Consider the following 24,000-nt stretch of genomic DNA (forward strand, 5'->3'; position numbering starts at 1 on the left):
GGCACGTCGGGAGCATGCCGAACTCGAGCATCAAGGACGAGAAGACCTACGAGGAGATCCGCAAGCAGGGCGCCTCGAAGGAGAAGGCTGCGCGGATCGCGAACGCCTCGGCGAACGAGGGCCGCAAGAAGGTGTCCTCGCGCGGCGGCAGGTCGGGCAGCTACGAGGACATGACCAAGGGCGAGCTCTACGACCGCGCGAAGAAGGTCGGCATCGACGGCCGGTCGTCGATGAGCAAGAAGGAGCTCGTCGACGCCCTGCGCAACCACTGAGCCGGGCGGCCGCACCGAAGATCCGTCACGATCGTCGTCGCAACCCTCACGACGAACGGAGCGGACGACGATGACCCCTTCTGGTGAGACCGTGGCCGACAGGGCGGCCCCGGGCCCCGACGTGCTGCGCGACAAGGTCGCGGTGGTGACCGGCGCGGCGGGCGGGCTCGGCCGGGCGATCTCTCGACGGCTGCACGCGGCCGGGGCACGGCTGGCGCTGGTCGACCTCGACGAGGCGAGCCTGGCCGATGCCGCGGCCGAGTTCGGGGAGCAGGCGGCCACGTTCGTCGTCGACCTCTCCGACGACGAGCAGACCGAGGCGCTCCCCGGCCGGGTCCGCACGCAGCTGGGCGGCCTCGACGTCCTCGTCAACAACGCCGGCGTCCGCCAGATCGCCTCGATCCTCGACCTCACGCCGAAGGAGTGGCGCCACACCCTCGACGTCGACCTCACCGCGCCGTTCGTGCTCTCGCGCGCGGCGATCCCCGGCATGATCGAGCAGGGCCGCGGCAAGATCGTGAACATCGCGTCGATCACCGGGGAGCTGGCCTTCGCCGACCGTTCGGCCTACTGCGTCGCCAAGGCCGGGATCATCATGCTCACCAAGACGATCACGCTGGAGTTCGCCGCCCGCGGCATCTGGTGCAACGCCATCGGTCCCGGGGTCGTCGAGACGCCGATGACGCGCGCGTACTTCGAGTCGCCCGCCATGCGGGAGTCGATCGAGCGCAACGCCCCGATGAAGCGGTGGGCCCAGCCGGAGGAGATCGCCGGGCCCGTCGCGTTCCTGTGCGGCCCCGAGTCGGACTACGTCAACGGGACGACCCTGTTCGTCGACGGCGGCTGGAACAGCGCGAAGACGTACTGACCCGGACGTACTGACCGGGACGTACCGACGGACCGGCCGGCTCCGGGCGCCTCAGCCGTGCCCGGAGCCGCTCCTGCGCACCTTCGCCAGCCGGGCGCGGCACCCCACGAAGATGCCGATGCAGACCAGCGCGATGACGGCGAAGACGATCGCCGCGGCGATCGTCTCGAGGTAGATGAAGACGACCGCCACGAACAGGCACAGGATGGTCGCCATCACCGAGATCGCGGCGTGCAGCTTGAGGGTGCTCTGGCCGTCGTGCGAGTCGACCGCCCAGCCCGGGCCGCCGACGGAACCGCCGCGCGCGTGGGCGGGCGACGCTGCGGGGGGCGGGGTACCGTCCGTCACCGGTGTCGGGGTCGGCTCGGCGGCGTGCGATGTGGACATACGGCAGGGTACCCATGGCGACCGGCCCACATGCCAGAGTCCCCCCACGTGTCATGGCGCATACGCCCTCCCCAACAGGTGACGGGCGACCACGAGCTTCGCGATCTGGGCGGTTCCGTCACCGATCTCGAGGCCGATGACGTCGCGCAGCCGCTGCCCCTGCGGGTTGTCGGTCGACCAGGCCGCGTGCCCGAAGGTCAGCAGCGACTGGTGGACGATGTCGGCGGCCAGCTTGGGCGCCCACCACTTGGCCATGTTCGCCGGGACGGCCGGGTCCTGGCCGGCGTCCTTGAGGGCCAGGGCCTCGTAACAGAGGTGCCGTGCGGCGCGCAGCTGCGTCGCGCACTCCACCAGCGGGAACGCGAGCCCCTGGAACCGTCCGATCGGCTGCCCGAACGCCTCGCGCTCGCGGGCATAGGCGAAGGCGTCGTCGAGCGCGGCGGAGGCGATGCCCAGGCACATCAGCCCGATGACCGCGCGCGAGTAGTCGAAGCCGCGCATCACCGACACGAAGCCCTCGCCCTCGCCGCCGACGAGCTGGTCGCGGCCCACGCGCACGCCGTCGAAGTACAGGCTCGCCCGGCCGATCGCGCGGCTGCCGTGGTCGTCGAGCGGGCTGCGGGCCAGGTCGGGGTCGGACAGATCGACCATGAACGCCGACACGCCCCGCGCCCCCTCGCCGCCGGTGCGCGCGAACACCGCCCCGACGTGGGCGTACATCCCCAGCGAGATCGAGGTCTTCTCGCCGAAGAGCCGCCATCCGTCGCCGTCGGGCTCGGCGCGCAGCTGCAGGTGCGCGGCGTCGGAGCCGTGCCCCGGCTCCGTCAGACAGAGCGCCGGGACGTGCTCTCCCGACGCGATCGGCGGCAGCCACCCGGCCAGCTGCTCCTCGGTCGCGCCCGCCAGCAGGATGTCGGTGACGAGTGCGGAGTTGAGCACCAGGTAGCACGCGTTGAAGTCGGCCCGCGACACCTCCTCGGCCACCAGCCCGGTCGTGACGGCGTCGGCGTCCTGGCCGCCGAAGCGCTCGGGCGCCCGTAGGCCGGTCAGGCCCATGGCGCCGAGCTCGCCCGCCAGCGCGGGCCGCAGCGAGCCGGCGAGGTCGTCGGCACGGTAGTGCGGGGCGAGCCTCGTCGTCGCGAACGCCCGCACCTCCTGACGGAAGGCCTCCTGCTCGGCGCTGAGCCCGAAGTCCACGGCGTCCCTCCTAGCGGACCGCGTAGCCGCTGAAGTCCGGCGGCCGCTTCTCGGCGAAGGCCCGGGCGCCCTCCCTGCCCTCCTCGGACTCGACGAACAGCGCGAGTCCGGCCGACGCGACGTTCGCCAGTCCCGCCTGGTGCTCGGTGTCGGTGTTGAACGAGTGCTTGAGGAAGGTGATGGCCGTCGGGCTCATCCGCCCGATGTCGGCGGCCCAGCGCAGCGCCTCGGCCATCAGGTCGGCGGCCGGGACGACCGTGTTGACCAGACCCCACCGCTCGGCGGTCGCCGCGTCGTACTGACGGCACAGGTACCAGATCTCGCGCGCCCGCTTCTCGCCGACGACGCGCGCGAGGTAGGTGGTGCCGAACCCGGCGTCGAACGACCCCACACGCGGTCCGGCCTGCCCGAACCGGGCGGTGTCCGCGGCGATCGAGAGGTCGCACAGCACGTGCAGCACGTGGCCGCCGCCGATCGCGAGGCCGTTGACCGCCGCGATGACGGGTTTGGGGATGTCGCGGATGAGCTTGTGCAGCGCGTCGATCTCGAACAGCCCGCTCTCGGTGGGGCCGTAGTCGCCGGTCTCGGCGCGCTGCTTGACGTCGCCGCCCGTGCAGAACGCCTTGTCGCCCGCCCCGGTGAGCACGACGACCCGCACCGCCCTGTCGGCCCACGCCGTGCGCAGCGCGGAGATCAGCTCCTCGACGGTCCTGCCGCGGAACGCGTTGTAGCGCTTCGGCCGGTTGATCGTCACGACGGCCGTCGTGTCCTCGACGCGGTAGAGGACGTCCTCGAAGTCGGTGGGCGTCACGCGCTGTTCCCTTCGTGCGGGGTCGGGGTGAGGGCGGGCCGGACGAGCGTCGCGACCTGGTCCGCGACGAACCGTTCGACGCCGTAGCCCTCGGGGAAGTGCCAGTGTTTGAGCGCCCAGACCTGGGCGAGCACCGTGAGGTCGAAGACGAGCACCTCGGGGGAGACACCGTCGGCGAGCAGCCCCGCGGCGGCGGCCTGCTCGACCACGGCGGTCAGCGGCGCGAACGTCCGGCGCTCGGCCTCCTTGAGCCGTTCGCGGGCGGCGGGGCCGAGCTCGGCGGACTGCCGGTAGGTCAGCAGCCCGGCGTTGCGGTGGGAGTCCATCGCCACGCAGTAGCCGGCGAACCCGGCGGCGAGCCGCTCGACGGGGTCGGCCCCGGCGGCGGCGATGCGGTCGTCGACCTCCCGGCGAATCTGCTCGGCCAGGTCGGCCACCACGGCGACGACGACGTCCTCCTTGCCGCCGAAGTAGCTGTAGATGAGGCCGACGCTGATCTGCGCCTCCTTGGCCAGCGCCTGCATCGACATGCCGTGCAGGCCGCCGGTGTTGATCAACCTGACCGCGGCGTCGAGGACCTGGCGGGTGCGCCAGCGGGCCCGGACGTCGCGGATGTCGCGGCGGACCTGCTCCTCGGCCGCCGGCCGCTCGCCTGCGAGGTCCGGCACGCGGCCTCCCGGGACGTTGTTGAACGGGTCTTCTCTTGACAATGAAGCTACGTTCAACCCGGGTCGGCCGTCAACGGGCGGTGGCCGGGCGAGAGCGGGAGGCGCGCGTGATCCAGCCGTCGGATGCGGGGTTCGGGGTCATGCTGCCGAGCTTCGACCCCTTCCGCAGGGGCCGGACGCCGGTCGTCGAGGGCGCCGTCCTGGCCGAGGAGCTCGGGTTCGACTCCGGCTGGGTCGGCGACCACCTGAGCTTCCACCCCCCGCTGCTCGACGCCCTGACCGCGCTCACCGCCGCAGCCGTCCGCACCGAACGCCTCGTCCTCGGCACGGGTGTGCTGCTGCTGCCGATGCGCAACGCAGTGTGGACGGCCAAGCAGCTCGCCTCGATCGACGCCCTCGCCCCCGGCCGGCTGCTGTTCGGCGTCGGAGTGGGCGGGGAGAACCCGGCGGAGTTCGAGGCCGCCGGGGTGCCGACCGCGCGGCGTGGCGCCCGGCTCGACGAGGGTCTCGACATCGTGACGGCGCTGCTGCGCGGCGAGGCGGTCGACCATCCGGGCCCGCTGCTGCCGACGCGCTCGCCCGCGCTCGAACCCGCACCGTCCGCGATGCCCCCGCTGGTCGTCGGCGGCCGGTCGGAGGCGGCGCTGCGCCGGGCCGCACGGCGCGGCGCCGGCTGGCTGGGCGTGTGGATGTCGGCGGGTCGCGTCGCCGGCGTGCGCGCACGGCTCGACGAGCTCGCCGCGGAGTACGCGCGGCCCTCGCCGACGCCCCTGCTGATGGTGTTCGTGCACGTCACGGACGGCCCGAGCGGGCTGGAGACGGGCCGAGCCGAGGTCGCCGGGTTCGTGAACGGGCAGTACGGGCTGCCGGTCGAGCGGCTCGAACGGTGGGTGCTCGTCGGCGACACCGACCACGTCGCGAAGGGACTCGACGAGCTCGTCGCCGCCGGGGTCGAGGGGTTCGTACTGATGCCGGCGGCGTCGGATCCGCTCGAGCAGTTCCGCAGGCTGGCCCGGGTGCGGGAGCGTATGACGAGCTCGCTCTGACCGGGATCGGACCCGAGGACGGGAGTCGACGATGACTGTCACGACCCTCACCACCGATTTCGACGCGGCCTACCGCGCCGAGATGGCGCCGTACTGGCCCGGGCGCACCCTGCTCGACCATCTCGACGAGGCCGTCGCCGCCCACCCCGACAAACCCGCGATCATCGGCCACGTCGCCGGTGCGGGCGGTGCGCCGCAGCGGTTCTCCGTCACGTATCGCGAGCTGCTCGACGCCGCGGACCGCATCGCGGCGGGCCTGCTCGACCTCGGCGTCGAACCGGGCCGCGTCGTCGCCGCGCAGCTGCCCAACTGGTGGGAGCTCGCCGCGCTGCACCTCGGCTGCCTGCGGGTCGGTGCCGTCACCAACGCGCTCATGCCGATCTTCCGGCGCCGCGAGCTCGAGTTCATGCTCGGACTCGCCGAGTCGGCGGTGTTCGTCGTCCCGGAGACGTTCAACGGGTTCGACCACGGCGCCCTCGCCCGGGAGCTGCAACCGGCGCTGCCGGCGTTGCGGCACATCCTGTCCGTCCGGCCCGGCGGTGGCGGGACGTTCGACGGGCTGCTCCTCGGCCGCGCCCCGACCGACGCCGACCGCGCCGAGTTCACCCGCCGCGCCCCCGGCCCCGGCGACGTCGTGCAGCTCGCCTACACCTCGGGCACGACGGGCGAGCCCAAGGGCGTGCTGATCACACCCGACGTGGCGCTGTGCAACGTCCGCGACTTCGCCGACCGGCTCGGCCTCACCGGCGACGACGTCGTGCTCATGGCCTCGCCCCTCGCGCACCAGACCGGCTTCCTCTACGGGCTGATGATGCCGATCGTGCGCGGCCAGACCGCCGTCCTGCAGGACGTCTGGAAGCCCGCGCGGGCGACGGAGATCGTGCGGACCGAGGGCGTCACGTTCACGATGGCGTCGACGCCGTTCCTGTCCGACCTCACCGCGCAGGCCGAGGCGGACCCCGACGCGTTCACGACGTTCCGGCTGTTCCTGTGCGCCGGCGCGCCCGTCCCGCGCGAGCTCGTCCGCCGCGCGACGACGGCGCTGTCCGCGCGGATCAGCTCCGGGTGGGGGATGAGCGAGATGGGAGCGGTGACGATCACCGGCCCCGACGACCCCGACTCCCGCGTCTTCGAGACCGACGGCCATCCGCTGCCCGGTGTGTGGCTGAAGATCGTCGGCACCGACGGGAACGAGGCCGCCCCCGACGAGGAGGGTCGGCTGCTCGTGCGCGCCGCGAGCCTGTTCGGCGGCTACCTGCACCGTCCGGAGCTGCGGGGGCTCGACGACGAGGGGTGGTTCGACACGGGTGACCTCGCGCGGGTCGACGCCGACGGCTACCTGCGCATCACCGGGCGCTCCAAGGACATCATCATCCGCGGGGGCGAGAACGTCCCGGTCGTGGAGATCGAGAACCTGCTCTACGCGCACCCGGCGGTGGCGGAGGTCGCGCTCGTCGCGATGCCCGACGAGCGGCTGGGGGAGCGGGCGTGCGCGTTCGTCGTCCCTGCCCCCGGTGCCGCGCCCACGCTCGACGAGCTGACCGGGCACCTGCGCGCGCAGGGCACCGCCGCCAACTACCTACCGGAACGTCTCGAGCTGATCGACGCGTTGCCGCGCACGCTGACCGGGAAGATCCAGAAGTTCAAGCTGCGGGAGAGGCTGGCCGCCTCGCCCGGGAACGGGGAAGTGGGCTCATGACGGACAGGATCGCGGTCGTCACCGGGGCGGCGTCGGGGATCGGCCGGGCCGTCGCGCTCGGACTGGCCCGCACCGGGGCGCGGGTCGTCGCCGCCGACCTCGACCTCGACGGCGCCACCGCCGTGTCCCGTGAGGTCGGCGGCATCACCCCACTGGTCGTCGACGTCGCCGACCCGGACTCGGTGACGGCGCTCGCCGGTCAGGTCGCCACCGACATCGGCACCACGAACGTGCTGGTCAACTGCGCCGGCTGGGATCGGACGGGCAAGTTCCTCGACTCGACGCCCGACTTCGCGGACAAGGTCGTCGGCATCAACTACCTCGGCCAGGTCCACATGTGCCGGGCGTTCCTCCCGGGGATGGTCGAGGCGGGGGAGGGCGGCAAGGTCGTCAACGTCGCGAGCGACGCGGGGCGCGTCGGCAGCTCGGGGGAGACGATCTACGCGGGCGCCAAGGGCGGCGTGATCGCGATGAGCAAGTCGCTCGCCCGGGAGATGGCGCGGCACGCGATCAACGTCAACGTCGTGTGCCCCGGGCCGACCGACACACCGCTGTTCGCCGCCCAGGACGAACGGCTCAAGGAAGCCCTGATCAGGGCGATCCCGTTCCGCCGGCTCGCGAAGCCGGAGGAGGTCGCCGACGCGGTGCTGTTCTTCGCCTCCGACGCCGCGTCCTACGTCACCGGCCAGGTGCTCAGCGTCAGCGGCGGGCTCACGATGGCCGGGTGAGCCGGCCCGCACCCGCCCGCTGACCGACGGGCGGGCCCCACACGCGGGGTGGGGCAGGCCGCCGCCGGGCGCTCAGCTCACGAGACGGCCGTGGCGATCCGGGCGAGGGTGCCCTCGAGGTCCTTCTCCGAGACGAGTGGGAACGACTCGAGGAACTTCTCGTCGTGGACGCTCATCCACTCGTAGGTCTCGGTGACCCTGGTGCCGCCGTCGACCTCGGCGAGGTCGTAGGTGAAGGTGTGACCGCCCATCGTCATGTCGCCGACCTTCGACGCCAGCTCGCACGTCGGGTCGATCGCCGGGGCCCAGCCGATCCGACTCGTGGGCTGGTACGCGGTCACCGTGTTGACCATGCGGTAGTCGCCCAGCGAGTCCTGGTGCATGTTCATCGTGAACACCTGGCCGATGCCACCGAGGGGCACGCAGTCGCCGTCGACACCTCGCACCATGCCGGCGTCGTCGAGATCGGCGTGCCTGCCCGGGTCCGCCAGCAGCGCGAAGATCGCGTCCGCGGGCGCGTCGATCACCCTCGACACCTGCAGCTTCCTGGACGTGTCCACCATCGCTCCCTCACGACGTCGGGACGGCCCGGGACGCTCGCGGCCCTGGGCCGTTCGGGTCACACGGGCTACCCCGGGTGGCGGGCGTGAAACGTTCCCGGGTCGGCGAGCGGGTGGCCCGCCGGTCGGCGTAATTGGACGATTCGGGCAAATCGCGCCGATATCCGCGGGGATTCGCGCCGGACTCACCCGGACGCCGTCTGTACGTGGACCCTACTGGCGAGTAATGGTCTCTCACCTTTGTCGTGTGATCGCCCGGAGATCGTTTTCGGGTGGAACCGGGACATTCGTGTGGAGATGAGGGGAGCCTGGCCTGTGCGCCTTGCGCGGATCGTTATGGAAGAGGAGCTTTCGAGGCCTTCCGCATGATCGGGCACCCGTTAGTGTCTCGAATTCGGGAGTGACCGATTCCAGCCCGCCGCGCTCCGGAGGACGTGCACGATGACGGCACCGCTCGACGTTCCCGGTGCGGCCGAACAGGCCGTGCCCGAGGCCGTCACCGCGGGCATGGGCCGCGCGATCGAGGGGCGTTCGCTCTGGCAGATCGCCTGGCGACGGCTCCGTCGGGACAAGGTGGCGCTCGCGGGCGGCGTGGTCATCGTGCTGCTCGTCCTCGTCGCGATCTTCGCGCCGCTGATCGTCCACCTGCTCGGGCACCCGCCGCTGGAGTTCCACTACGACCAGATCGACCCCGACCTGCAGATCTCGCCGGCGCCGTTCGGTGGGATCAGCCGGGAGTTCCTGTTCGGCGTCGAACCGGTCAACGGCCGCGACATCTTCTCCCGCGTCGTCTACGGCGCGCGAATCTCGTTGCTCGTCGCCTTTCTCGCAACGCTCGTCGCGGTCGTGATCGGAACGGTCGCAGGAATCGTCGCCGGGTACTACGGCGGCTGGATCGACTCGCTGATCAGCCGCACGATGGACGTCTTCCTCGCGTTCCCCGTGCTGCTCTTCGCCCTCGCCCTCGCGGGCGTCATCACCGACGGCTCGTTCGGGCTCTCGGGCGACACGCTGCGGATCGTCGTGATCATCGCGATCATCGGGTTCACCAGCTGGCCCTACATCGGTCGCATCATCCGGGGCCAGGCGCTCTCGCTGCGGGAACGCGAGTTCGTCGACGCCGCGCGCAGCCTCGGTGCACGCACCCCGCGCATCCTGATGACCGAGCTGCTGCCCAACCTCGTCGCCCCGGTACTGGTCTACGCCACGCTGCTGATCCCGACCAACATCCTCTTCGAGGCCGCGCTGAGCTTCCTGTCCGTCGGCATCCGGCCGCCCACCCCCAGCTGGGGCGGGATGCTCTCGGACGCGACGCACTGGTTCCAGATCGCGCCGAACTTCATGCTCTTCCCCGGCCTCGCGATCTTCGTGACCGTGCTGGCCTTCAACCTCTTCGGCGACGGGCTGCGCGACGCGCTGGACCCGCGGGGCCGATGACCGGCACGTCCCAACGGACAGAGAACGACACAAACGGTGTTCGAGGGAGATTCGAGGGGTGGTCCGATGAGGCACACGCGAAGGTTCGCGGTGGCGGCCGTCGGCGCGGTGACCGCGCTGGTGCTCGCCGCCTGCGGTGGCGGGACGTCCGGGGGGTCGTCCGGTTCGGGCAGCGGTGGCGGCACCGGTGACGGCAGCATCCACAACCCGTCGGACGCCAAGGGCGGCACCCTGCGGTACGCCAACTCCGGCGACTGGGACTCCCTGGACCCCGCCGACACCTACTACGCGTACTCGTGGAACTTCGTGCGGCTCTACGGTCGGGCGCTGGTGATGTTCAAGTCCGCACCCGGCGCCGACGGCGCGACGCTCGTCCCCGACCTCGCCGAGTCCCTCGGGAAGTCCTCCGACGGCGGCAAGACATGGACCTACACGCTGCGCAAGGGCGTCAAGTTCGAGGACGGCACACCCGTCACCAGCAAGGACGTCAAGTACGCCGTCGAGCGCTCGCTCGACAAGACCACGTTCCCGAACGGCCCCACGTACTTCAACGACTTCCTCGACCTGCAGGGCTACACCAGCCCGTACGAGGACCCCTCGCCCGACAAGCTCGGCCTCAAGGCCATCGAGACCCCGGACGACTCGACGATCGTCTTCCACCTGAACAAGCCGTTCAGCGGGTTCGACTACTTCGCCCAGCTGCCGGCGACGATCCCGGTGCCGCCGGCCAAGGACACCGGCACGAAGTACAAGGAACACGTGGTGTCCTCGGGCCCCTACATGTTCCAGACGAACGACCTGGGCAAGAGCTTCACGATGGTCCGCAACCCCAACTGGGACCCGGCCACCGACCCCAACCGCAAGGCGCTGCCCGACCAGATCGAGGTGGCGCTCAACGTCAACTCCGACGACATCGACAACCGGTTGATCTCCGGTGACCTCGACGTCGCGATCGAGGGCTCCGGCGTCGGACCGTCGGCGCAGGGCCGCATCCTGGCCGACCAGAACCTCAAGGCCAACACCGACTCGTCGCTGCAGGCCCGCATCTGGTTCACCGTGCTCAACGCCGACGTCGCGCCGCTGGACAACGTCCACTGCCGCCGTGCGGTGATGTACGCGGCCGACAAGACCGGCTACCAGCGCGCCTACGGCGGCGCGACGGGCGGCGAGATCGCGACGAACCTCATGCCGCCGGTCATCCCCGGCGCGCAGCAGTTCGACACCTACCCGACGCCGGGCAACGCGGGCGACATCGCGAAGGCCAAGGACGAGCTCGCGCAGTGCGGGCAGCCCAACGGCTTCACGACGAGCATCTCCTACCGCGCCGAGCGGCCGAAGGAGAAGGCGACCGCCGAGACCCTGCAGCAGTCGCTGGCCAAGGCGGGGATCAACCTCGAGATCAAGCCCTACCCGCTCGCCGACTACCTGAAGCTCTACGCCGGCAAGCCCGACTACGCCAAGGCCAACAACCTCGGGCTGATGGTGTACGGCTGGGGCGCGGACTGGCCCGACGGCTACGGCTTCCTGTCGCAGATCGTCGACAGCCGCACGATCCGGCCCACCGGCGGCAACAGCAACCTGGGTGTGCGTGACCCGGCGGTCGACGCCATCATCGACCAGGCCGTGAACGAGCAGGACACGGCCAAGCGTCAGCAGGACTGGGTCGACGTCGACAAGAAGGTCATGGACGACGCGTACATGCTCCCGGGCATCTGGGCCAAGGGCCTGCTCTACCGCCCGCCGAACCTGACGAACGTGTTCATCACCAACGGGTTCCAGATGTACGACTACCTGGCGCTCGGCACGACGAGGAAGTGACCGGGCAGATGACACGGGCTCGTCCGGGCACGACCGGGAGGTAGGTGAGGGCACCGGTTCCCGTCCGCCCGCGCGCTGGGGCGCGGGCGGACGGGGGCCTGCCGGGACATGGCGGTCTACATCGTCCGGCGGCTCATTGCGGCGATCTTCCTGCTGCTGATCGTCACCGCCGCCTGTTTCGTGATCTTCTTCCTGGTGCCGCGCCTCGGCGGCGCGACCCCGGAGGACCTCGCGTCGCGCTACGTCGGCAAAACCGCCGACGTCGAGACGATCCACAACATCGCGGTGCGGCTGGGCTTCACCGAGCCGGTCTACGTGCAGTACGGGCGGTTCCTGCGCGGGCTGGTGCTCGGCGCGGACTACCCGACCGGCCCGACGACCACGCACTGCCCGGCGCCCTGCTTCGGGTACTCGTACCTGACGCAGCAGCCGGTGCTGCCCGAGATCCTCGACCGCCTCCCGGTGACGATGTCGCTCGCCGCGGGCGCGGCGGTGATCTGGGTCGTCGCCGGGGTGTCGACGGGCGTCGTCTCCGCGCTGCGCCGGGGCAGCGTCTTCGACCGCACCGCCATGAGCGTCTCGCTCGCCGGTGTCTCGCTGCCCATCTTCTTCACCGGCCTGCTGACGCTGTCGGTCTTCAGCTACACCCTCGGCATCACCGCGCCGGGCGGCAGCTACACCCCGATCGAGGAGAACCCGCTGCTGTGGGCCTACGACCTGCTCCTGCCGTGGATCACGCTCGCGTTCCTCTACGCCGCCGGGTACGCGCGGCTCACCCGCGCCGGCATGCTCGACACGATGGGTGAGGACTTCATCCGCACCGCGCGGGCGAAGGGGCTGCCGGAGCGCACCGTCGTCGTCAGACACGGGCTGCGGTCGGCGCTGACCCCGATCCTGACGATCTTCGGGCTCGACCTGGGCCTGCTGCTCGGCGGCGCGATCCTCACGGAGTCGACGTTCTCGCTGCCGGGCATCGGGAAGTACTCCGTCGACGCCATCACCAACAACGACCTGCCGAAGGTGCTCGGTGTCGTGCTGGTGGGCAGCCTGTTCATCATCATCGCCAACCTCGTCGTCGACGTGCTCTACGCCGTCGTCGACCCCCGGGTACGGCTGTCGTGAGGGGGGAGGAGCCGGTGATGGGGGAGGACGTGCTGGCCGGCGCACCGGAGTCCGGTCCCGCGCCCCGGCCGTCGGGATCGGGACGGCCGTTCCTCGACGTCCGCGACCTGCGGGTGCACTTCCCGACCGACGACGGCGTCGTCAAGGCCGTCGACGGGCTGTCGTTCTCCGTCGAGCGCGGCAAGCGGCTCGGGATCGTCGGGGAGTCCGGATCGGGCAAGTCGGTGACGAGCCTGTCGATCATGGGCCTGCACAAGCGCGGCTCGGCACGGATCTCCGGCGAGATCTGGCTGGGTGACGACGAGCTGGTCGCCGCCGACCCGGAGCGGGTGCGCAGGCTGCGCGGCGAGACGATGGCGATGATCTTCCAGGACCCGCTGTCGGCGATGCACCCGTACTACACGGTCGGCGACCAGATCATGGAGGCCTACCGGCTGCACAACGACGTCAGCCGGAGGGCCGCCCGCAAGCGCGCCGTCGAGCTGCTCGACCGCGTCGGCATCCCGCGGGCCGACGCCCGCGTCGACGACTACCCCCACCACTTCTCCGGCGGCATGCGGCAGCGGGCGATGATCGCGATGGCCCTGTCCTGCAACCCGCAGCTGCTCATCGCCGACGAGCCCACCACCGCGCTCGACGTCACCGTGCAGGCCCAGATCCTCGACCTCATCGTCGACCTGCAGGCCGAGTTCCACACCGCCGTCGTGATCATCACCCATGACCTGGGCGTCGTCGCCGAGCTGGCCGACGACATCCTCGTCATGTACGCGGGACGGGCCGCCGAGAGCGGGCCCGCCGTCGACGTCTTCACCGAGCCGCGCCACCCCTACACCTGGGGGCTGCTCGGCTCGGTGCCGCGCTGGGACCGCGAGCGTTCCGAGCGACTGCTGCCGATCAGCGGCAGCCCGCCGTCGCTGATCAACGTGCCGCCGGGCTGCGCGTTCCATCCGCGGTGCCCCTACGCCGACCGCAACGGCGACCGCTCGCGCACCGAGCGGCCCGAGCTGGTCGAGGTCGGGCCGCGGCATCTCGCCGCCTGTCACATGGGCCTCGAGGAGCGTGCGACGCTCTTCCACGACGAGATCCGGCCGAAGCTGTGAACGCCCCGGCCGCCGGCAGCTCGTCGTCCGCCGCGGCGCCGCCCGCCACCGAACCCCTCCTCGTCGCCACCGGCCTGCAGAAGCACTTCCCGGTGCGGCGCGGGCTGTTGCAGCGCAAGGTCGGCGCCGTGCAGGCCGTCGACGGGGTCGACTTCGAGGTGCTGCCCGGCGAGACGCTCTCGATCGTCGGCGAGTCCGGTTGCGGGAAGACCACCACCGGCAGGCTGCTGACCCGGCTGCTGGAGCCGACCGCCGGCTCGGTCGTGTTCGACGGGCGCGACATCAGCCATCTCCCGCCGCGGGCCATGCGGCCCCTGCGCCGCGACGTCCAGATGATCTTCCAGGACCCGTACTCCTCGCTGAACCCCCGGCACACCGTCGGGACGATCGTCGGGGCGCCGTTCCGCATCCAGGGCGTCGAGCCGCCGGGCGGCATCCGCTCGGCGGTGCAGGACCTGCTGTCGCTCGTCGGGCTCTCGCCCGAGCACTACAACCGCTACCCGCACGAGTTCTCCGGCGGCCAGCGCCAGCGCATCGGCATCGCGCGGACGCTGGCGTTGCGGCCCAAGCTGATCGTCGCCGACGAGCCCGTGTCCGCGCTCGACGTGTCGATCCAGGCGCAGGTCGTGAACCTGCTGGAGGACCTGCAGGACGAGCTGGGGCTCACCTACGTCCTGATCGCGCACGACCTCTCGGTGGTGCGCCACGTCTCGGACCGGGTCGCGGTGATGTACCTGGGCAAGATCGTGGAGATCGGGGACCGGGCCGACGTCTACGAGCGGCCGATGCACCCCTACACGGTCGCGCTGCTCTCGGCCGTGCCGATCCCCGACCCGCGCCGGGGCCGCTCGCGGGCGCGCATCCTCGTCACCGGTGACGTGCCCAGCCCCCTCGACCCGCCCCCCGCGTGCCGGTTCCACACCCGGTGCTGGAAGGCGCAGGAGGTCTGCCGGACGGTGGAGCCCCCGCTCGAGGAGAAGACCCCCGGCCACCGGGTCGCCTGCCACTTCCCGGAGACCGGCGGGGCGCCGGTGGTGGAGCTGGCGGCGCCCGCGCCCGCGCCCGGCGACGCGGCCGAGCCCGCGTCGTCGCGGCCTCCTGCGGAGTAGGGCCGAGCACGCCGTCACCGCCCGGTTTCCCCGGTCGCCGCGCTGCCCGCAGGCCGAGTGCTGAGCGGGCAACCCGCGCGGTGACCGGGGACGCCGGGCGCCGGGAGAGTTGCGCCGCACCCGCGTCCCGTCTACAACAGGTCATCAACGCTTTAAGGCGGATGCCTCAGCGGGGAGGTCGGACTCTTGCACGTCGGGATCGGAGTGTTCTTCCAGGGGCTCGAACCGGGCCGCGACGACCACGGGGTGCTGCGTGACCAGCTCGCCCTGGCCGACGCGGCCGAGGGCGCGGGCTTCGGCTCGATCTGGACGGCGGAGCACCACTTCACGCGCTACCAGATGATGCCTAACCCGGCGCAGTTCCTGACCTACATGGCCGGGCGCACCACGCGGGCCCGGCTGGGCACGATGGTGATGGTCCTGCCCTGGCACGATCCCGTCCGCGTCGCGGAGGAGATCGCCTGGCTCGACAGCGTGTCGGGCGGTCGCGTCGTGCTGGGCCTGGGACGCGGGCTCGGGTCGGTGGAGTTCGACGGGTTCCGGCTGGACATGGGGGAGTCGCGGACGCGGTTCGTCGAGTACGCGACGGCGATCTCGGAGTCGCTGGAGACCGGCGCCATCGAGCACGACGGCACCCTCTATCGCCAGCCCCGCGCGGAGCTGCACCCGCCCGCGTTCACGACGTTCCGCGGTCGCACCTACGCCTCCGCGGTGTCGCCGGAGTCGGCGAAGATCATGGCGACGCTCGGCTTCGGGCTGATGCTGATCGCGCAGAAGCCCTGGGAGACGACGTTGCAGGAGACGAACGACTACCGCGAGCTGTACCGGGAGGTACAGGGGGAGGAGCCACCCGCACCCGTGCTGGTCAACTTCACGACGGTCGACCGCGACCCCGGCCGGGCCCGGGAGATGCACGAGCGGTTCGCGGTGGGCTACGCGCGCTCGACGATCGACCACTACGAGTTCACCAACCCGCGGCTCGAGCACGTCAACGGCTACGAGTACTACGCGGGCCTGCGACGCAACATCGAGAAGCACGGGCTGGCGCGGTTCAACCGGTTCCTCGCCGACCTCCAGATCGGCGGGACGCCCGACGAGGTCGTCGACGCGACCGTCGACCGGGTCCGGGCGCTCGGGGCGGGCGGCGTCGTCAACGTCCTCGGGTTCGGGGGCATGACCGGCGAGGAGTCCCGGCATACCTTCGAGACCTACGCCCGCGACGTCCTGCCGCGGCTCGCGGCGATCGATCCCGAGCGCGACATCTGCGCGCCCGCCCCGGCCGGGCAGCACGCATGAGCGACGTGGACGGGCAGCAGGTCGCCGTCGTCACCGGAGCCGGCAGCGGGATCGGCCGCGCCACCGCACTGCGCCTGCTCGAGGGCGGGTTCCGGGTCGTCGTCGCGGACGTCAACGAGGCCAACGCCGCCGAGACCGCGGAGCTCGCGGCCGCCCCGGACCGCGTCGTGGTGCGCGCCACCGACGTGCGCAGCGAGGAAGCCGTGGCCGGCGCTCTCGACTTCGCCGTCGAGACCTTCGGGGCGCTGACCTGCGTGGTGAACAACGCGGGCGTCGGCGGGGCGTTCGGCCCGATCCACACGATCGAGAGCGGCGACTGGGACTACACCTTCGAGGTGCTGGTCCGGGGTGTGTTCTACGGGATCAAGCACGCCGCGCGGATCATGCTCGCGCAGGGGGCCGGCGGCAGCATCGTCAACGTCGCGTCGGTCGCCGGGCTCGGCGGGGGGCTGGGCCCGGTGCCGTACTCCGCGGCGAAGGCGGCGGTGGTCAACCTGACGCGGTCGGTCTCGATCGAGCTCGCGCCCGAGCGGATCCGGGTCAACGCCGTCTGCCCCGGCGCCATCTCGACACCGCTGGTGCACCGCGGACGACCCGAACGGGTCGACGACAAGCTCGCCGCCACCCAGCCGTGGCCCGGCCACGGCCGCGCCGACCACATCGCGTCGGCCATCGCGTTCCTCGCGGGCCCCGACGCGGAGTTCGTGACCGGGGAGGCGCTCGTCGTCGACGGCGGGCTGACCGCCGCGGGCCCCGGACGGGCGTTCGCCGAACGGCTGAACAACGACCCGGGCCTGCGCGGCATGAGCGGCGTCAACTACGGGTCGACCGGGGTGGCCTCGGTGGTGCGGCACCGGGCGGGCGAGTAGCCCCGCCCGTCACGGGGCCGGCGTGTGACAGACGGCCTCGACGTTGTTGCCGTCGGGGTCGCGCACGAACGCGCCGTAGTAGTCCGGGTGGTACTCCGGCCACACCCGCGGCTCGTGCAGCACCTGCGCGCCCGCGGCCACGGCGGCCCGGAAGAACGCGTCGACCGTCGCCCGGTCGGGCGCCGCGAACGCGAGGTGGCTCTCGCGGAAGCCGGCCGAGTCGTCGGCGCGCGGGCCGAGCCAGAACTCGGGCCGGTCGGTCCCGTACCCGATGACGGGGCCGAACTCGAGCACGCGGCGGCCGCCGAGCGGCGCGAACGCGGCGTCGTAGAACCGGGCGGCCGCGGTGACGTCGGAACACTGGATGGCGACGTGGTCGATCATCGGCACATCCTCGCAGCGCACCCCGACGGTTCCGGTGGCCACGATTCCGGCGCGCGGCGCCGGGGTAGCCCACGGCATGGCAGCGACCGTCGACGACGCGCTGTGGGACGAGTTCCACCGCGTCGTGAACATGACCTCGAAGGAACTCCGCGACTGGCTCCGGACGGACTCGGCCGCGCCGGACTCGGAGACCGAGCCCGACCGCGCGGGCACGCCCACGGGGCGCGAGGTCCTCGACATCCTGGGCAAACGGCGCAGCGACCTCACGGCCGACGACGCGCGGGCCATGCAGCGTGTCGTCGACCGGGTGCACGAGCAACGCCGCGACGACCTCGAACCGACCCCGGGCCAGGCGGGCTGGCGGCACCGGCTGATGCGACTGGGGCACGACCCGCTGAAGCCCGCGGGCTGACCCGCCGCGGCCGACGACCGCCCTGCCGTCAGCCACCGCGCTCCCGACGGCGGCGCTCGGCGGAGCGCAGGTCGTCGCGCACGGCGGCGGCATAGCCGACGGGGTAGCCGGCCTTGACCGCGCGGTGCTCGTTGGTCTCGTAGATGTAGACGCTCGACCAGAACAGTCCCATCACCGCGCCGACGCCGATCGCGGCGAGCCGCACCCACGTGGGACCCGGGATCACCACGTAGAGCACCACCGCGAACGGGATGATCTGCACGATCGTGCGGGCGAGATGGCGCAGCATCCACGTGCGCGTCGTGACGTCGAACAGCACCCAGCCGCGGTGCGCGGCCGGCAGCCCCATCCCGAGGGCGTAGAGCAGCCAGCGCAGCGGGCCGGGTCGCCGGATCGGTTCGGCGCCCTCGTCGAGCCAGTCGGTGCGCTCGTTCATGTGGGCACCCGGCCGATCTGCCAGCGCGGCCTCCCGTGGGTCGCGTCCGCGTCGGGTACCCGGCGGGGTGCGCCCCCATCCGCTCGCGGGCGGGTGCGCCCACGGCCGTCGGGGAGGGGGCCCGGCGGCCTCAGATCTCGTGCGCGGCGTCGTACCCCAGGTCCCCGTCGGGGTCGACCTCCCGGCGCGGCATCGGGACCGCCCCGCCGGGACGCCGCCCGGTGCGGCTCGTCGGCAGGTTGAGCACCGACTTCATCTCGTGGGCGAGGTCGTAGGCGTAGTCGCCCGAGTACTCCGAATCCCCCGACACCATCGTCTCCTTCACGCTCACACCCGCAAGGGCTTTGACGCTCCGTGACCGACGCCATCCGGACGGTGCAGGAAAATCATCGCTCGATCGGACCGCCCGGGCAACGACGTTCAACCCTCTGGAGGCGTGCGGCACACGAACAGGTGATCATCGTGGTGATCGCGTGCAGGTGTCCCGCGGACGCCGTGCCGCCGCAGACGATCAGCGTCGCGGCTGCGTGCGGCCCAGCGCGGCGACGACGGCGTCCCACGGCGCGGGGCGCGCGTAGAGCCAGCCCTGCGCGGTGTCGCAGCCGGCGGTGCGCAGCCGTGCCGCCTGGGCCGGTGTCTCCACACCCTCGCCGGTCACCGTCAGCCCGAGCGCGTGGGCGAGCGCGACGAGGCTCGTGACGATCCGGCTCGCACCCGCCGTCGGACTGCGCAGCCCCTCGACCAGTACGCCTGCGAGCTTGAGCGAGTGCAGCGGCAGCCGGGGCAGGTAGCCGAGGTTGGAGTACCCGGTGCCGAAGTCGTCGACGGCGATGCGGATGCCGAGATCGGCGAGCGCCCCGATCGCGTCGACGGGCCGGCCTGCGGGGCCGAGCAGCGCGCTCTCGGTCAGCTCGAGCTGCAACAGGTGGGGCGGCAGTCCGGTGTCGGCCAGGATGTCGGCGACGTCGGAGACCAGCGCGGGATCGTGCGCTTGACGGACCGCCAGGTTGACGCTGACGAACAGGTCGGCGCCGGGATTCTCGGCGTTCCACCGCGCGGCCCGCCGGCAGGCCTCGCGCAGCACGTGCCGGCCGAGGGGGACGATCGCGCCGGTCTCCTCGGCGACCTCGATGAACCGGTCAGGGCCGAGCCTGCCCAGCGTCGGATGGTCCCAGCGCACGAGGGCCTCGACGCCCGCGACGGCCCCGTCGTCGAGCCGGACGATCGGCTGGTACTCGACCTCGAACTCGTCGCGCTCCAGGCCGGCGGCGAGGGTCGCGGTGAGGGTGAACCGGGTCATGTCGAGGGCCGCGCGTTCGGGGTCGTACTGCGCCCAGCGGGCGCGGCCGTCGGACTTGGCCCAGTACAACGTGACGTCGGCGGCCTTGAGGACCTCCGCGGGCGTCGTGTCGTCGACGTCGGTCTCGACGACGCCGATGCTGGCGGTGACGACCAGCCGGTGCTCGTCGACGTCGACGGGGGAGGCGAGCGAGGCGAGGACGAGATCGGCGACGAGCGCGACCTCGCCGGGCGGCGGGTCCTGCACGAGGATGACGAACTCGTCGCCGCCCATGCGCCCGACCAGGTGCCCGCGCTCGGCGACGCACTGGTGCAGCCGCGCGGAGATCGCGACGAGCAGCTTGTCGCCGATGCCGTGGCCGAGCCGGTCGTTGACGATCTTGAAGTTGTCGACGTCGAGGTAGCAGACCCCGATCCGCCCGCCCGGGCGGGAGAACAGCTCGGCGAGCCGCTCGTTGACCATCGTCCGGTTGGGCAGCCCGGTCAGCGGGTCGTGCAGGGCCTGGTGGCGCAGCCGGTCCTGGAGCTCGTGGCGGGTCGTGGCGTCCTCGGCCATCGCGACGGTGTAGAGCGGATCACCCTGCGCGTCGCGGATCAACGACGCCGTGAGGTCGGTCCAGACCATCCGCCCGTCGCGGTGCCGGTAGCGCTTCTCCACCCGGGCCTGCTCGCGCTTGCCCTCGATGATCTCGGCGTAGAGCTCCCACATGCCCTGCGCGTCGTCGGGATAGACGAAGTCGGCGACGTTGATCCGGCAGAACTCCTCGACGGTGTAGCCGAGCATCGACGCGAAGGCCTCGTTGGCGTCGACGATGCGGCCGTCCATGTCGGCGATCCCGATGCCGATCCCGGAGTTCTCGAAGATGGCCCGGAACCTGGCCTCGCTCGACAGCAGCGCGTCCTGGGTCTGCTTGCGCGCCTGCACCTCCGCCTGGCGGACGGTCTCCTGCTCGTCGAGGATCCGGGCGCGCATCCGGGCGACGTAGCCGGCCACCACGGCGGCCGTGACGTCACGTGCCGCGACGTCGGGTGACGGGGCGCCGCGCTCGGCGGCGACGGCGGGCAGGTGGGCGGTGAGCGCCGAGACGGTGGCGGGGAGGTCGTCGCGGTCGAGCAGGTCGGTGTCGACGAGCGCGGCGCCGACGTCGTGCGCGCACCGGGTGTCGACGGGCCGGACCGCGGTGGCCCCGGCAAGACGCAGTGCCGCCCAACGCGTGAACCGATGCAGCTCGACGTGGCTCATGGGCCGGTAGACCGGGCGCGCCAGAGCGGCGGCCCATGCCGACACGAGGTTCTCGATCGCCGGTGCCGGGGACCGCGGGGTTGCCCGGTCCCCACCGATCACCTGGCGGAGCATACGTCCGTCCGGCGACGTGACCCGGCCGTGTCATTCCGTCGGGTGAAGGGTTCGCCGTACGCTCGTCGCGCTGTGTGGAGATCCGCAACACCCGGTGTGGAATGTGGGGGATCATGAGTCGGCCGTCGTGGGCACCGCTCGACATCGACCTGGACCGCCCCAGCGGGGCGCGGGTGTACGACTACTTTCTCGGCGGGGCGCACAACTTCGCGGTCGACCGCAGGCTCGCGGAGATGATCGCCTCGATGACGCCCGACATCGGCGACACCATGCGCGCCAACCGGGCCTTCCTGCGCCGGGCGGTGGGCTGGCTCGTCGAGCAGGGGATCACCCAGTTCCTCGACCTCGGCTCCGGCATCCCGACCGTCGGCAACGTGCACGAGGTGGCCCAGCACGCCGACCCGGCGTGCCGCGTCGTCTACGTCGACGTCGACCCCATCGCGGTGTCGCACAGCCGCGCGATCCTCGAGGGCGTCGAGGGGACGGCGGTCGTGCAGGCCGACGTGCGCGACGTCGAGGACATCGTCTCCGACCCCGTGGTCCGCGGGCTGCTCGACTTCACCCGGCCGATCGCGGTACTCGTGCTGGGCGTGCTGCACTTCGTGCCCGACTCCGACGACCCCGCCGGGATCGTCGGCCGGCTCCGCGACGCGGTGCCGCCGGGCAGCATGCTGGCGCTGGTCAACGTCACCCATGAGGACCAGCCGCCGGAGGTCATCGAGGCGCAGAAGCTCTCGTCGCGGACGGGCACGCCGATCTTCCTGCGCTCGCGCGCCGAGCTGGCCGCCCAGTTCGACGGCTGGACCCTCGTGGAGCCCGGCCTGGTGCACCTGCCGCTGTGGCGCCCGGAGGTCCCGCTGGCCGACGGCGAGCGCCCCGAGCGGTTCGGGGCGCTCGCCGGCGTCGCGCGCAAGGACTAGCCGGCCGCGCGCAAGGACCAGCAGCCTGCGGCGCCGTCCTCGCCTCACTCACGGGCCGGGGCCTGCGGTCAGCGGAAGCCGGCCACCGGGTGCGGGACGTAGGGCTGCTCGAGGCGCTCGACCTCGGCGTCGTCGAGGGTGATGTCGACGGCGGCGATCGCGTCCTGCAGGTGCTCGAGCTTCGTCGCTCCCACGATCGGGGCGGCGATGCCGGGCTTGCCGAGCATCCAGGCCAGCCCGACCTGGGCCATCGAGATGCCGCGGGCCTGCGCCACCTCGGAGACGCGCTCGACGATCTCGCGGTCCTCGTCCTTGTAGAGGCTGCGGCCGAACTCGTCGGTGCGGCTGCGGGCGCTCTCGGTGTCCCACGGACGCGCGAGGCGGCCCCGGGCGAGCGGGCTCCACGGGATGACGCCGATGCCCTCCTCGACACAGAGCGGCAGCATCTCCCGCTCCTCCTCGCGGTAGAGCAGGTTGTAGTGGTTCTGCATCGTCGAGAACCGGGTCCAGCCGTGGGTGTCGGCGAGGTGGAGCGACTTCGCGAACTGCCACGCCCACATCGACGAGGCCCCGATGTGCAGGGCCTTCCCGGCGCGCACGACGTCGTGCAGCGCCTCGAGCGTCTCCTCCATCGGGACGGTCGGGTCGAAGCGGTGGATCTGGTACAGGTCGACGTAGTCGGTGCCCAGCCGGCGCAGGCTGTGGTCGATCTCGGTGAGGATGGCCTTGCGGGACAGCCCGGCGCCGTTGGGCCCCGGGCGCATGCGCCCGTGGACCTTCGTGGCCAGCACGATCTCGTCGCGGTCGGCCAGCTCCCCGAGCACCCGGCCGACGATCTCCTCGCTGGTGCCGGCGGAGTAGACGTTCGCCGTGTCGAAGAAGTTCACGCCGGCCTCGAGCGCTGCCTTGATCAACGGACGTGCGGCGTCGTAGTCGAGGCTCCAGGCGTGGTTGCCGCGGTCGGGGACACCGAAGCTCATGCATCCCACGCAGACCGGCGAGACGTCGAGCCCGGTCGAGCCCAGTTTCACGTACCGCATCGGGTTCCTCTCGTGTGACGGTGCCGTGTGGCGGGTCGCCCCGAGCCTTCTCCGGTCGGGCCGCCACGACCACCGCGTGCGCGCCGGATGTCGTGTGACGTGGCGCGGGGCGCCGGACGGCCCGGCACGGACCCGGCGCTCCGGCGGGGTGCCGGCCGTCGTAGCGTGGCGGCATCCGTTCCCCGGCCGCACGTCCCGTCCTCGCCGCGCTCGCCCTGGCCTGCGCGGTCGCGGTCGCGGCCGGGTGCGCGAGCCCCGCCCCGCAGGACCCACCGCCGTCCGCGACCACCGCCGCGACGGCGAGCGCGCCGCCGCCGCCGACCGTCGCACCCGGTCCGTCGGGCACGGCGGCGGCGACCGCTGCCGGCTGCGGTGCGTGGGGTTGTGCACAGCAGGAACGTTTCGACGCGGCGGCCGCCTACGTGTCCCGCACCGTCGGCGCGCACGGCTACCTCGGTGTCGAGATGCTCGACCGGACCACCGGCGCGGTGTGGCGCGACGGCGCGACCACCCACGAGGGCTGGACGGCGTCGACGATCAAGCTCGCCATCGCGGCCGACCTCCTGACCCGGGCCCGCGCGGGGGTGGTCACGCTCACCGCGGCCGACCGGCACGACATGGACACGATGCTGAACTTCTCCGACGAGGCGGCGTCGGACCGGCTGTGGAAGCGCTTCGGGAACGACGCGATGCTCGCCCGGTTCCGCTCCACGTTCGGGATGACCGGGCTGCGCTTCGTCCCGGGGTTCACGGCGTCGACCTACTGGGGCTTCGTCACCTGCACCACCGACGACCTGCTCGCCCTCGGGCGCTGGGTGCTCGCGCAGGCCGCCCCCGCCGACCGGGCCTACCTGGTCGCGGCACTGCGCGGCGTCGCGGCGAACCAGCGGTGGGGGGTCTGGGCCGCGGGCCCCGACCAGCACCCGGGCAACAAGGACGGCTGGTCGTTCGAGTCCGACCCCTACGGACGGCACTGGGTGGCCGACACCGTCGGGTTCGCGGGGCCGGGGGAGCGCTACGTCGTGGCGGTGACCTACCAGGTCGACCCGGCGGGGTCGCTGGCCGACGGCGTGCATGCGGTGAGCGACGTCGTCGCGCTGCTGTTCGGCCGACCCGTGCCTGCCCCGGTGACCGTTCCGGCGCCGGACGGCTGAGCCCGGCGCGG

The 24,000-nt window shown here is 72.2% G+C and carries 25 protein-coding genes; 15 read left to right on the forward strand and 10 right to left on the reverse strand.

Annotation, left to right across the window (positions count from 1 at the left end):
• Window positions 1-14: 14 nt before the first annotated feature.
• Both PSD17_RS11200 and PSD17_RS11205 read left to right on the forward strand, forming a co-directional pair.
• Entirely contained in the window at window positions 15-272 is a 258-nt protein-coding gene (locus tag PSD17_RS11200) for a DUF7218 family protein (protein ID WP_013676181.1), read from the forward strand.
• Window positions 273-342: 70 nt separating this feature from the next.
• Window positions 343-1,140 (forward strand): SDR family NAD(P)-dependent oxidoreductase, encoded by a 798-nt coding sequence (locus PSD17_RS11205; RefSeq protein WP_339122589.1) that lies wholly within the window; start codon window positions 343-345, stop codon window positions 1,138-1,140.
• A 51-nt stretch (window positions 1,141-1,191) separates the two neighbouring features.
• Here the strand turns inward: PSD17_RS11205 and PSD17_RS11210 are convergent, their stop codons facing one another.
• The 4 genes from PSD17_RS11210 to PSD17_RS11225 form a co-directional block, all read right to left on the reverse strand.
• A complete protein-coding gene (locus tag PSD17_RS11210) occupies window positions 1,192-1,488 on the reverse strand; it encodes a hypothetical protein (protein ID WP_339122590.1) in 297 nt (98 codons plus the stop codon).
• 90 nt (window positions 1,489-1,578) lie between these two features.
• A complete protein-coding gene (locus tag PSD17_RS11215; protein WP_339122591.1) occupies window positions 1,579-2,724 on the reverse strand; it encodes an acyl-CoA dehydrogenase family protein in 1,146 nt (381 codons plus the stop codon).
• 10 nt (window positions 2,725-2,734) lie between these two features.
• The gene (locus tag PSD17_RS11220) at window positions 2,735-3,535 is read right to left on the reverse strand and encodes an enoyl-CoA hydratase-related protein (RefSeq protein ID WP_339122592.1); all 801 of its coding nucleotides are present in this window, start codon (window positions 3,533-3,535) and stop codon (window positions 2,735-2,737) included.
• Window positions 3,532-4,203 (reverse strand): TetR/AcrR family transcriptional regulator, encoded by a 672-nt coding sequence (locus PSD17_RS11225; RefSeq protein ID WP_339122593.1) that lies wholly within the window; start codon window positions 4,201-4,203, stop codon window positions 3,532-3,534. Before PSD17_RS11225 ends, PSD17_RS11220 begins: the two co-directional genes overlap by 4 nt.
• Window positions 4,204-4,310: 107 nt before the next feature.
• On the opposite strand from PSD17_RS11225, the gene PSD17_RS11230 reads away from it, so the two are divergent.
• Genes PSD17_RS11230 through PSD17_RS11240 form a run of 3 tightly spaced genes read left to right on the forward strand, consistent with a single transcriptional unit; the run spans window position 4,311 to window position 7,676 of the window.
• Complete coding sequence (locus tag PSD17_RS11230; protein WP_339122594.1) at window positions 4,311-5,249, forward strand: LLM class flavin-dependent oxidoreductase; 939 nt, start codon at window positions 4,311-4,313, stop codon at window positions 5,247-5,249.
• A 31-nt stretch (window positions 5,250-5,280) separates the two neighbouring features.
• Window positions 5,281-6,948 (forward strand): AMP-binding protein, encoded by a 1,668-nt coding sequence (locus PSD17_RS11235; RefSeq protein ID WP_339122595.1) that lies wholly within the window; start codon window positions 5,281-5,283, stop codon window positions 6,946-6,948.
• Window positions 6,945-7,676 carry an SDR family NAD(P)-dependent oxidoreductase gene (locus PSD17_RS11240; protein WP_339122596.1) on the forward strand — a complete coding sequence of 244 codons (732 nt, stop codon included), beginning with the start codon at window positions 6,945-6,947 and terminating at the stop codon, window positions 7,674-7,676. Before PSD17_RS11235 ends, PSD17_RS11240 begins: the two co-directional genes overlap by 4 nt.
• Window positions 7,677-7,753: 77 nt before the next feature.
• On the opposite strand, the gene PSD17_RS11245 is transcribed toward PSD17_RS11240, so the two are convergent.
• The gene (locus PSD17_RS11245) at window positions 7,754-8,236 is read right to left on the reverse strand and encodes an SRPBCC family protein (protein WP_339122597.1); all 483 of its coding nucleotides are present in this window, start codon (window positions 8,234-8,236) and stop codon (window positions 7,754-7,756) included.
• Between the two features lie 441 nt (window positions 8,237-8,677).
• Here PSD17_RS11245 and PSD17_RS11250 point away from each other — a divergent pair, with 441 nt between their 5' ends.
• The 7 genes from PSD17_RS11250 (at window position 8,678) to PSD17_RS11280 (ending at window position 16,987) form a co-directional block, all read left to right on the forward strand.
• Window positions 8,678-9,673 (forward strand): ABC transporter permease, encoded by a 996-nt coding sequence (locus PSD17_RS11250; RefSeq protein ID WP_339122598.1) that lies wholly within the window; start codon window positions 8,678-8,680, stop codon window positions 9,671-9,673.
• A 66-nt stretch (window positions 9,674-9,739) separates the two neighbouring features.
• Window positions 9,740-11,491, forward strand: a complete 1,752-nt coding sequence (locus PSD17_RS11255; protein ID WP_013676170.1) for an ABC transporter substrate-binding protein — start codon at window positions 9,740-9,742, stop codon at window positions 11,489-11,491.
• Between the two features lie 108 nt (window positions 11,492-11,599).
• Window positions 11,600-12,613 (forward strand): ABC transporter permease, encoded by a 1,014-nt coding sequence (locus tag PSD17_RS11260; protein WP_013676169.1) that lies wholly within the window; start codon window positions 11,600-11,602, stop codon window positions 12,611-12,613.
• Between the two features lie 17 nt (window positions 12,614-12,630).
• Window positions 12,631-13,713: an ABC transporter ATP-binding protein gene (locus PSD17_RS11265; RefSeq protein WP_339122599.1), complete on the forward strand. Its 1,083-nt coding sequence runs from the start codon at window positions 12,631-12,633 to the stop codon at window positions 13,711-13,713.
• Window positions 13,710-14,822 carry an ABC transporter ATP-binding protein gene (locus PSD17_RS11270; RefSeq protein ID WP_339122600.1) on the forward strand — a complete coding sequence of 371 codons (1,113 nt, stop codon included), beginning with the start codon at window positions 13,710-13,712 and terminating at the stop codon, window positions 14,820-14,822. The genes PSD17_RS11265 and PSD17_RS11270 overlap by 4 nt, the downstream gene beginning before the upstream one ends.
• Window positions 14,823-15,008: 186 nt before the next feature.
• The gene (locus PSD17_RS11275; protein WP_013676166.1) at window positions 15,009-16,118 is read left to right on the forward strand and encodes an LLM class flavin-dependent oxidoreductase; all 1,110 of its coding nucleotides are present in this window, start codon (window positions 15,009-15,011) and stop codon (window positions 16,116-16,118) included.
• A complete protein-coding gene (locus PSD17_RS11280) occupies window positions 16,115-16,987 on the forward strand; it encodes an SDR family NAD(P)-dependent oxidoreductase (RefSeq protein WP_013676165.1) in 873 nt (290 codons plus the stop codon). Before PSD17_RS11275 ends, PSD17_RS11280 begins: the two co-directional genes overlap by 4 nt.
• A gap of 9 nt (window positions 16,988-16,996) precedes the next feature.
• Here PSD17_RS11280 and PSD17_RS11285 read toward each other — a convergent pair whose 3' ends face one another.
• Window positions 16,997-17,371 carry a VOC family protein gene (locus PSD17_RS11285; RefSeq protein WP_103382279.1) on the reverse strand — a complete coding sequence of 125 codons (375 nt, stop codon included), beginning with the start codon at window positions 17,369-17,371 and terminating at the stop codon, window positions 16,997-16,999.
• Window positions 17,372-17,447: 76 nt separating this feature from the next.
• On the opposite strand from PSD17_RS11285, the gene PSD17_RS11290 reads away from it, so the two are divergent.
• Complete coding sequence (locus PSD17_RS11290; protein WP_339122601.1) at window positions 17,448-17,783, forward strand: DUF3140 domain-containing protein; 336 nt, start codon at window positions 17,448-17,450, stop codon at window positions 17,781-17,783.
• Between the two features lie 28 nt (window positions 17,784-17,811).
• On the opposite strand, the gene PSD17_RS11295 is transcribed toward PSD17_RS11290, so the two are convergent.
• The 3 genes from PSD17_RS11295 to PSD17_RS11305 all read right to left on the reverse strand — a co-directional run bounded on the left by PSD17_RS11295 (window position 17,812) and on the right by PSD17_RS11305 (window position 20,863).
• Entirely contained in the window at window positions 17,812-18,219 is a 408-nt protein-coding gene (locus tag PSD17_RS11295) for a DUF5313 family protein (protein WP_013676162.1), read from the reverse strand.
• Window positions 18,220-18,349: 130 nt separating this feature from the next.
• The gene (locus PSD17_RS11300) at window positions 18,350-18,544 is read right to left on the reverse strand and encodes a hypothetical protein (protein ID WP_103382280.1); all 195 of its coding nucleotides are present in this window, start codon (window positions 18,542-18,544) and stop codon (window positions 18,350-18,352) included.
• A gap of 186 nt (window positions 18,545-18,730) precedes the next feature.
• On the reverse strand, window positions 18,731-20,863 hold the full coding sequence (locus tag PSD17_RS11305; RefSeq protein WP_339122602.1) for a putative bifunctional diguanylate cyclase/phosphodiesterase: 2,133 nt from the start codon (window positions 20,861-20,863) through the stop codon (window positions 18,731-18,733).
• A 125-nt stretch (window positions 20,864-20,988) separates the two neighbouring features.
• On the opposite strand from PSD17_RS11305, the gene PSD17_RS11310 reads away from it, so the two are divergent.
• A complete protein-coding gene (locus tag PSD17_RS11310; RefSeq protein WP_013676159.1) occupies window positions 20,989-21,795 on the forward strand; it encodes an SAM-dependent methyltransferase in 807 nt (268 codons plus the stop codon).
• Window positions 21,796-21,863: 68 nt separating this feature from the next.
• Here the strand turns inward: PSD17_RS11310 and PSD17_RS11315 are convergent, their stop codons facing one another.
• On the reverse strand, window positions 21,864-22,835 hold the full coding sequence (locus PSD17_RS11315; protein WP_013676158.1) for an aldo/keto reductase: 972 nt from the start codon (window positions 22,833-22,835) through the stop codon (window positions 21,864-21,866).
• Between the two features lie 422 nt (window positions 22,836-23,257).
• Here PSD17_RS11315 and PSD17_RS11320 point away from each other — a divergent pair, with 422 nt between their 5' ends.
• A complete protein-coding gene (locus PSD17_RS11320; protein ID WP_339122603.1) occupies window positions 23,258-23,989 on the forward strand; it encodes a tat pathway signal sequence in 732 nt (243 codons plus the stop codon).
• Window positions 23,990-24,000 lie beyond the last annotated feature (11 nt).

Source organism: Pseudonocardia sp. D17, from assembly GCF_036984265.1.
In the GTDB taxonomy this organism is placed as follows: Bacteria; Actinomycetota; Actinomycetes; order Mycobacteriales; family Pseudonocardiaceae; genus Pseudonocardia; species Pseudonocardia benzenivorans.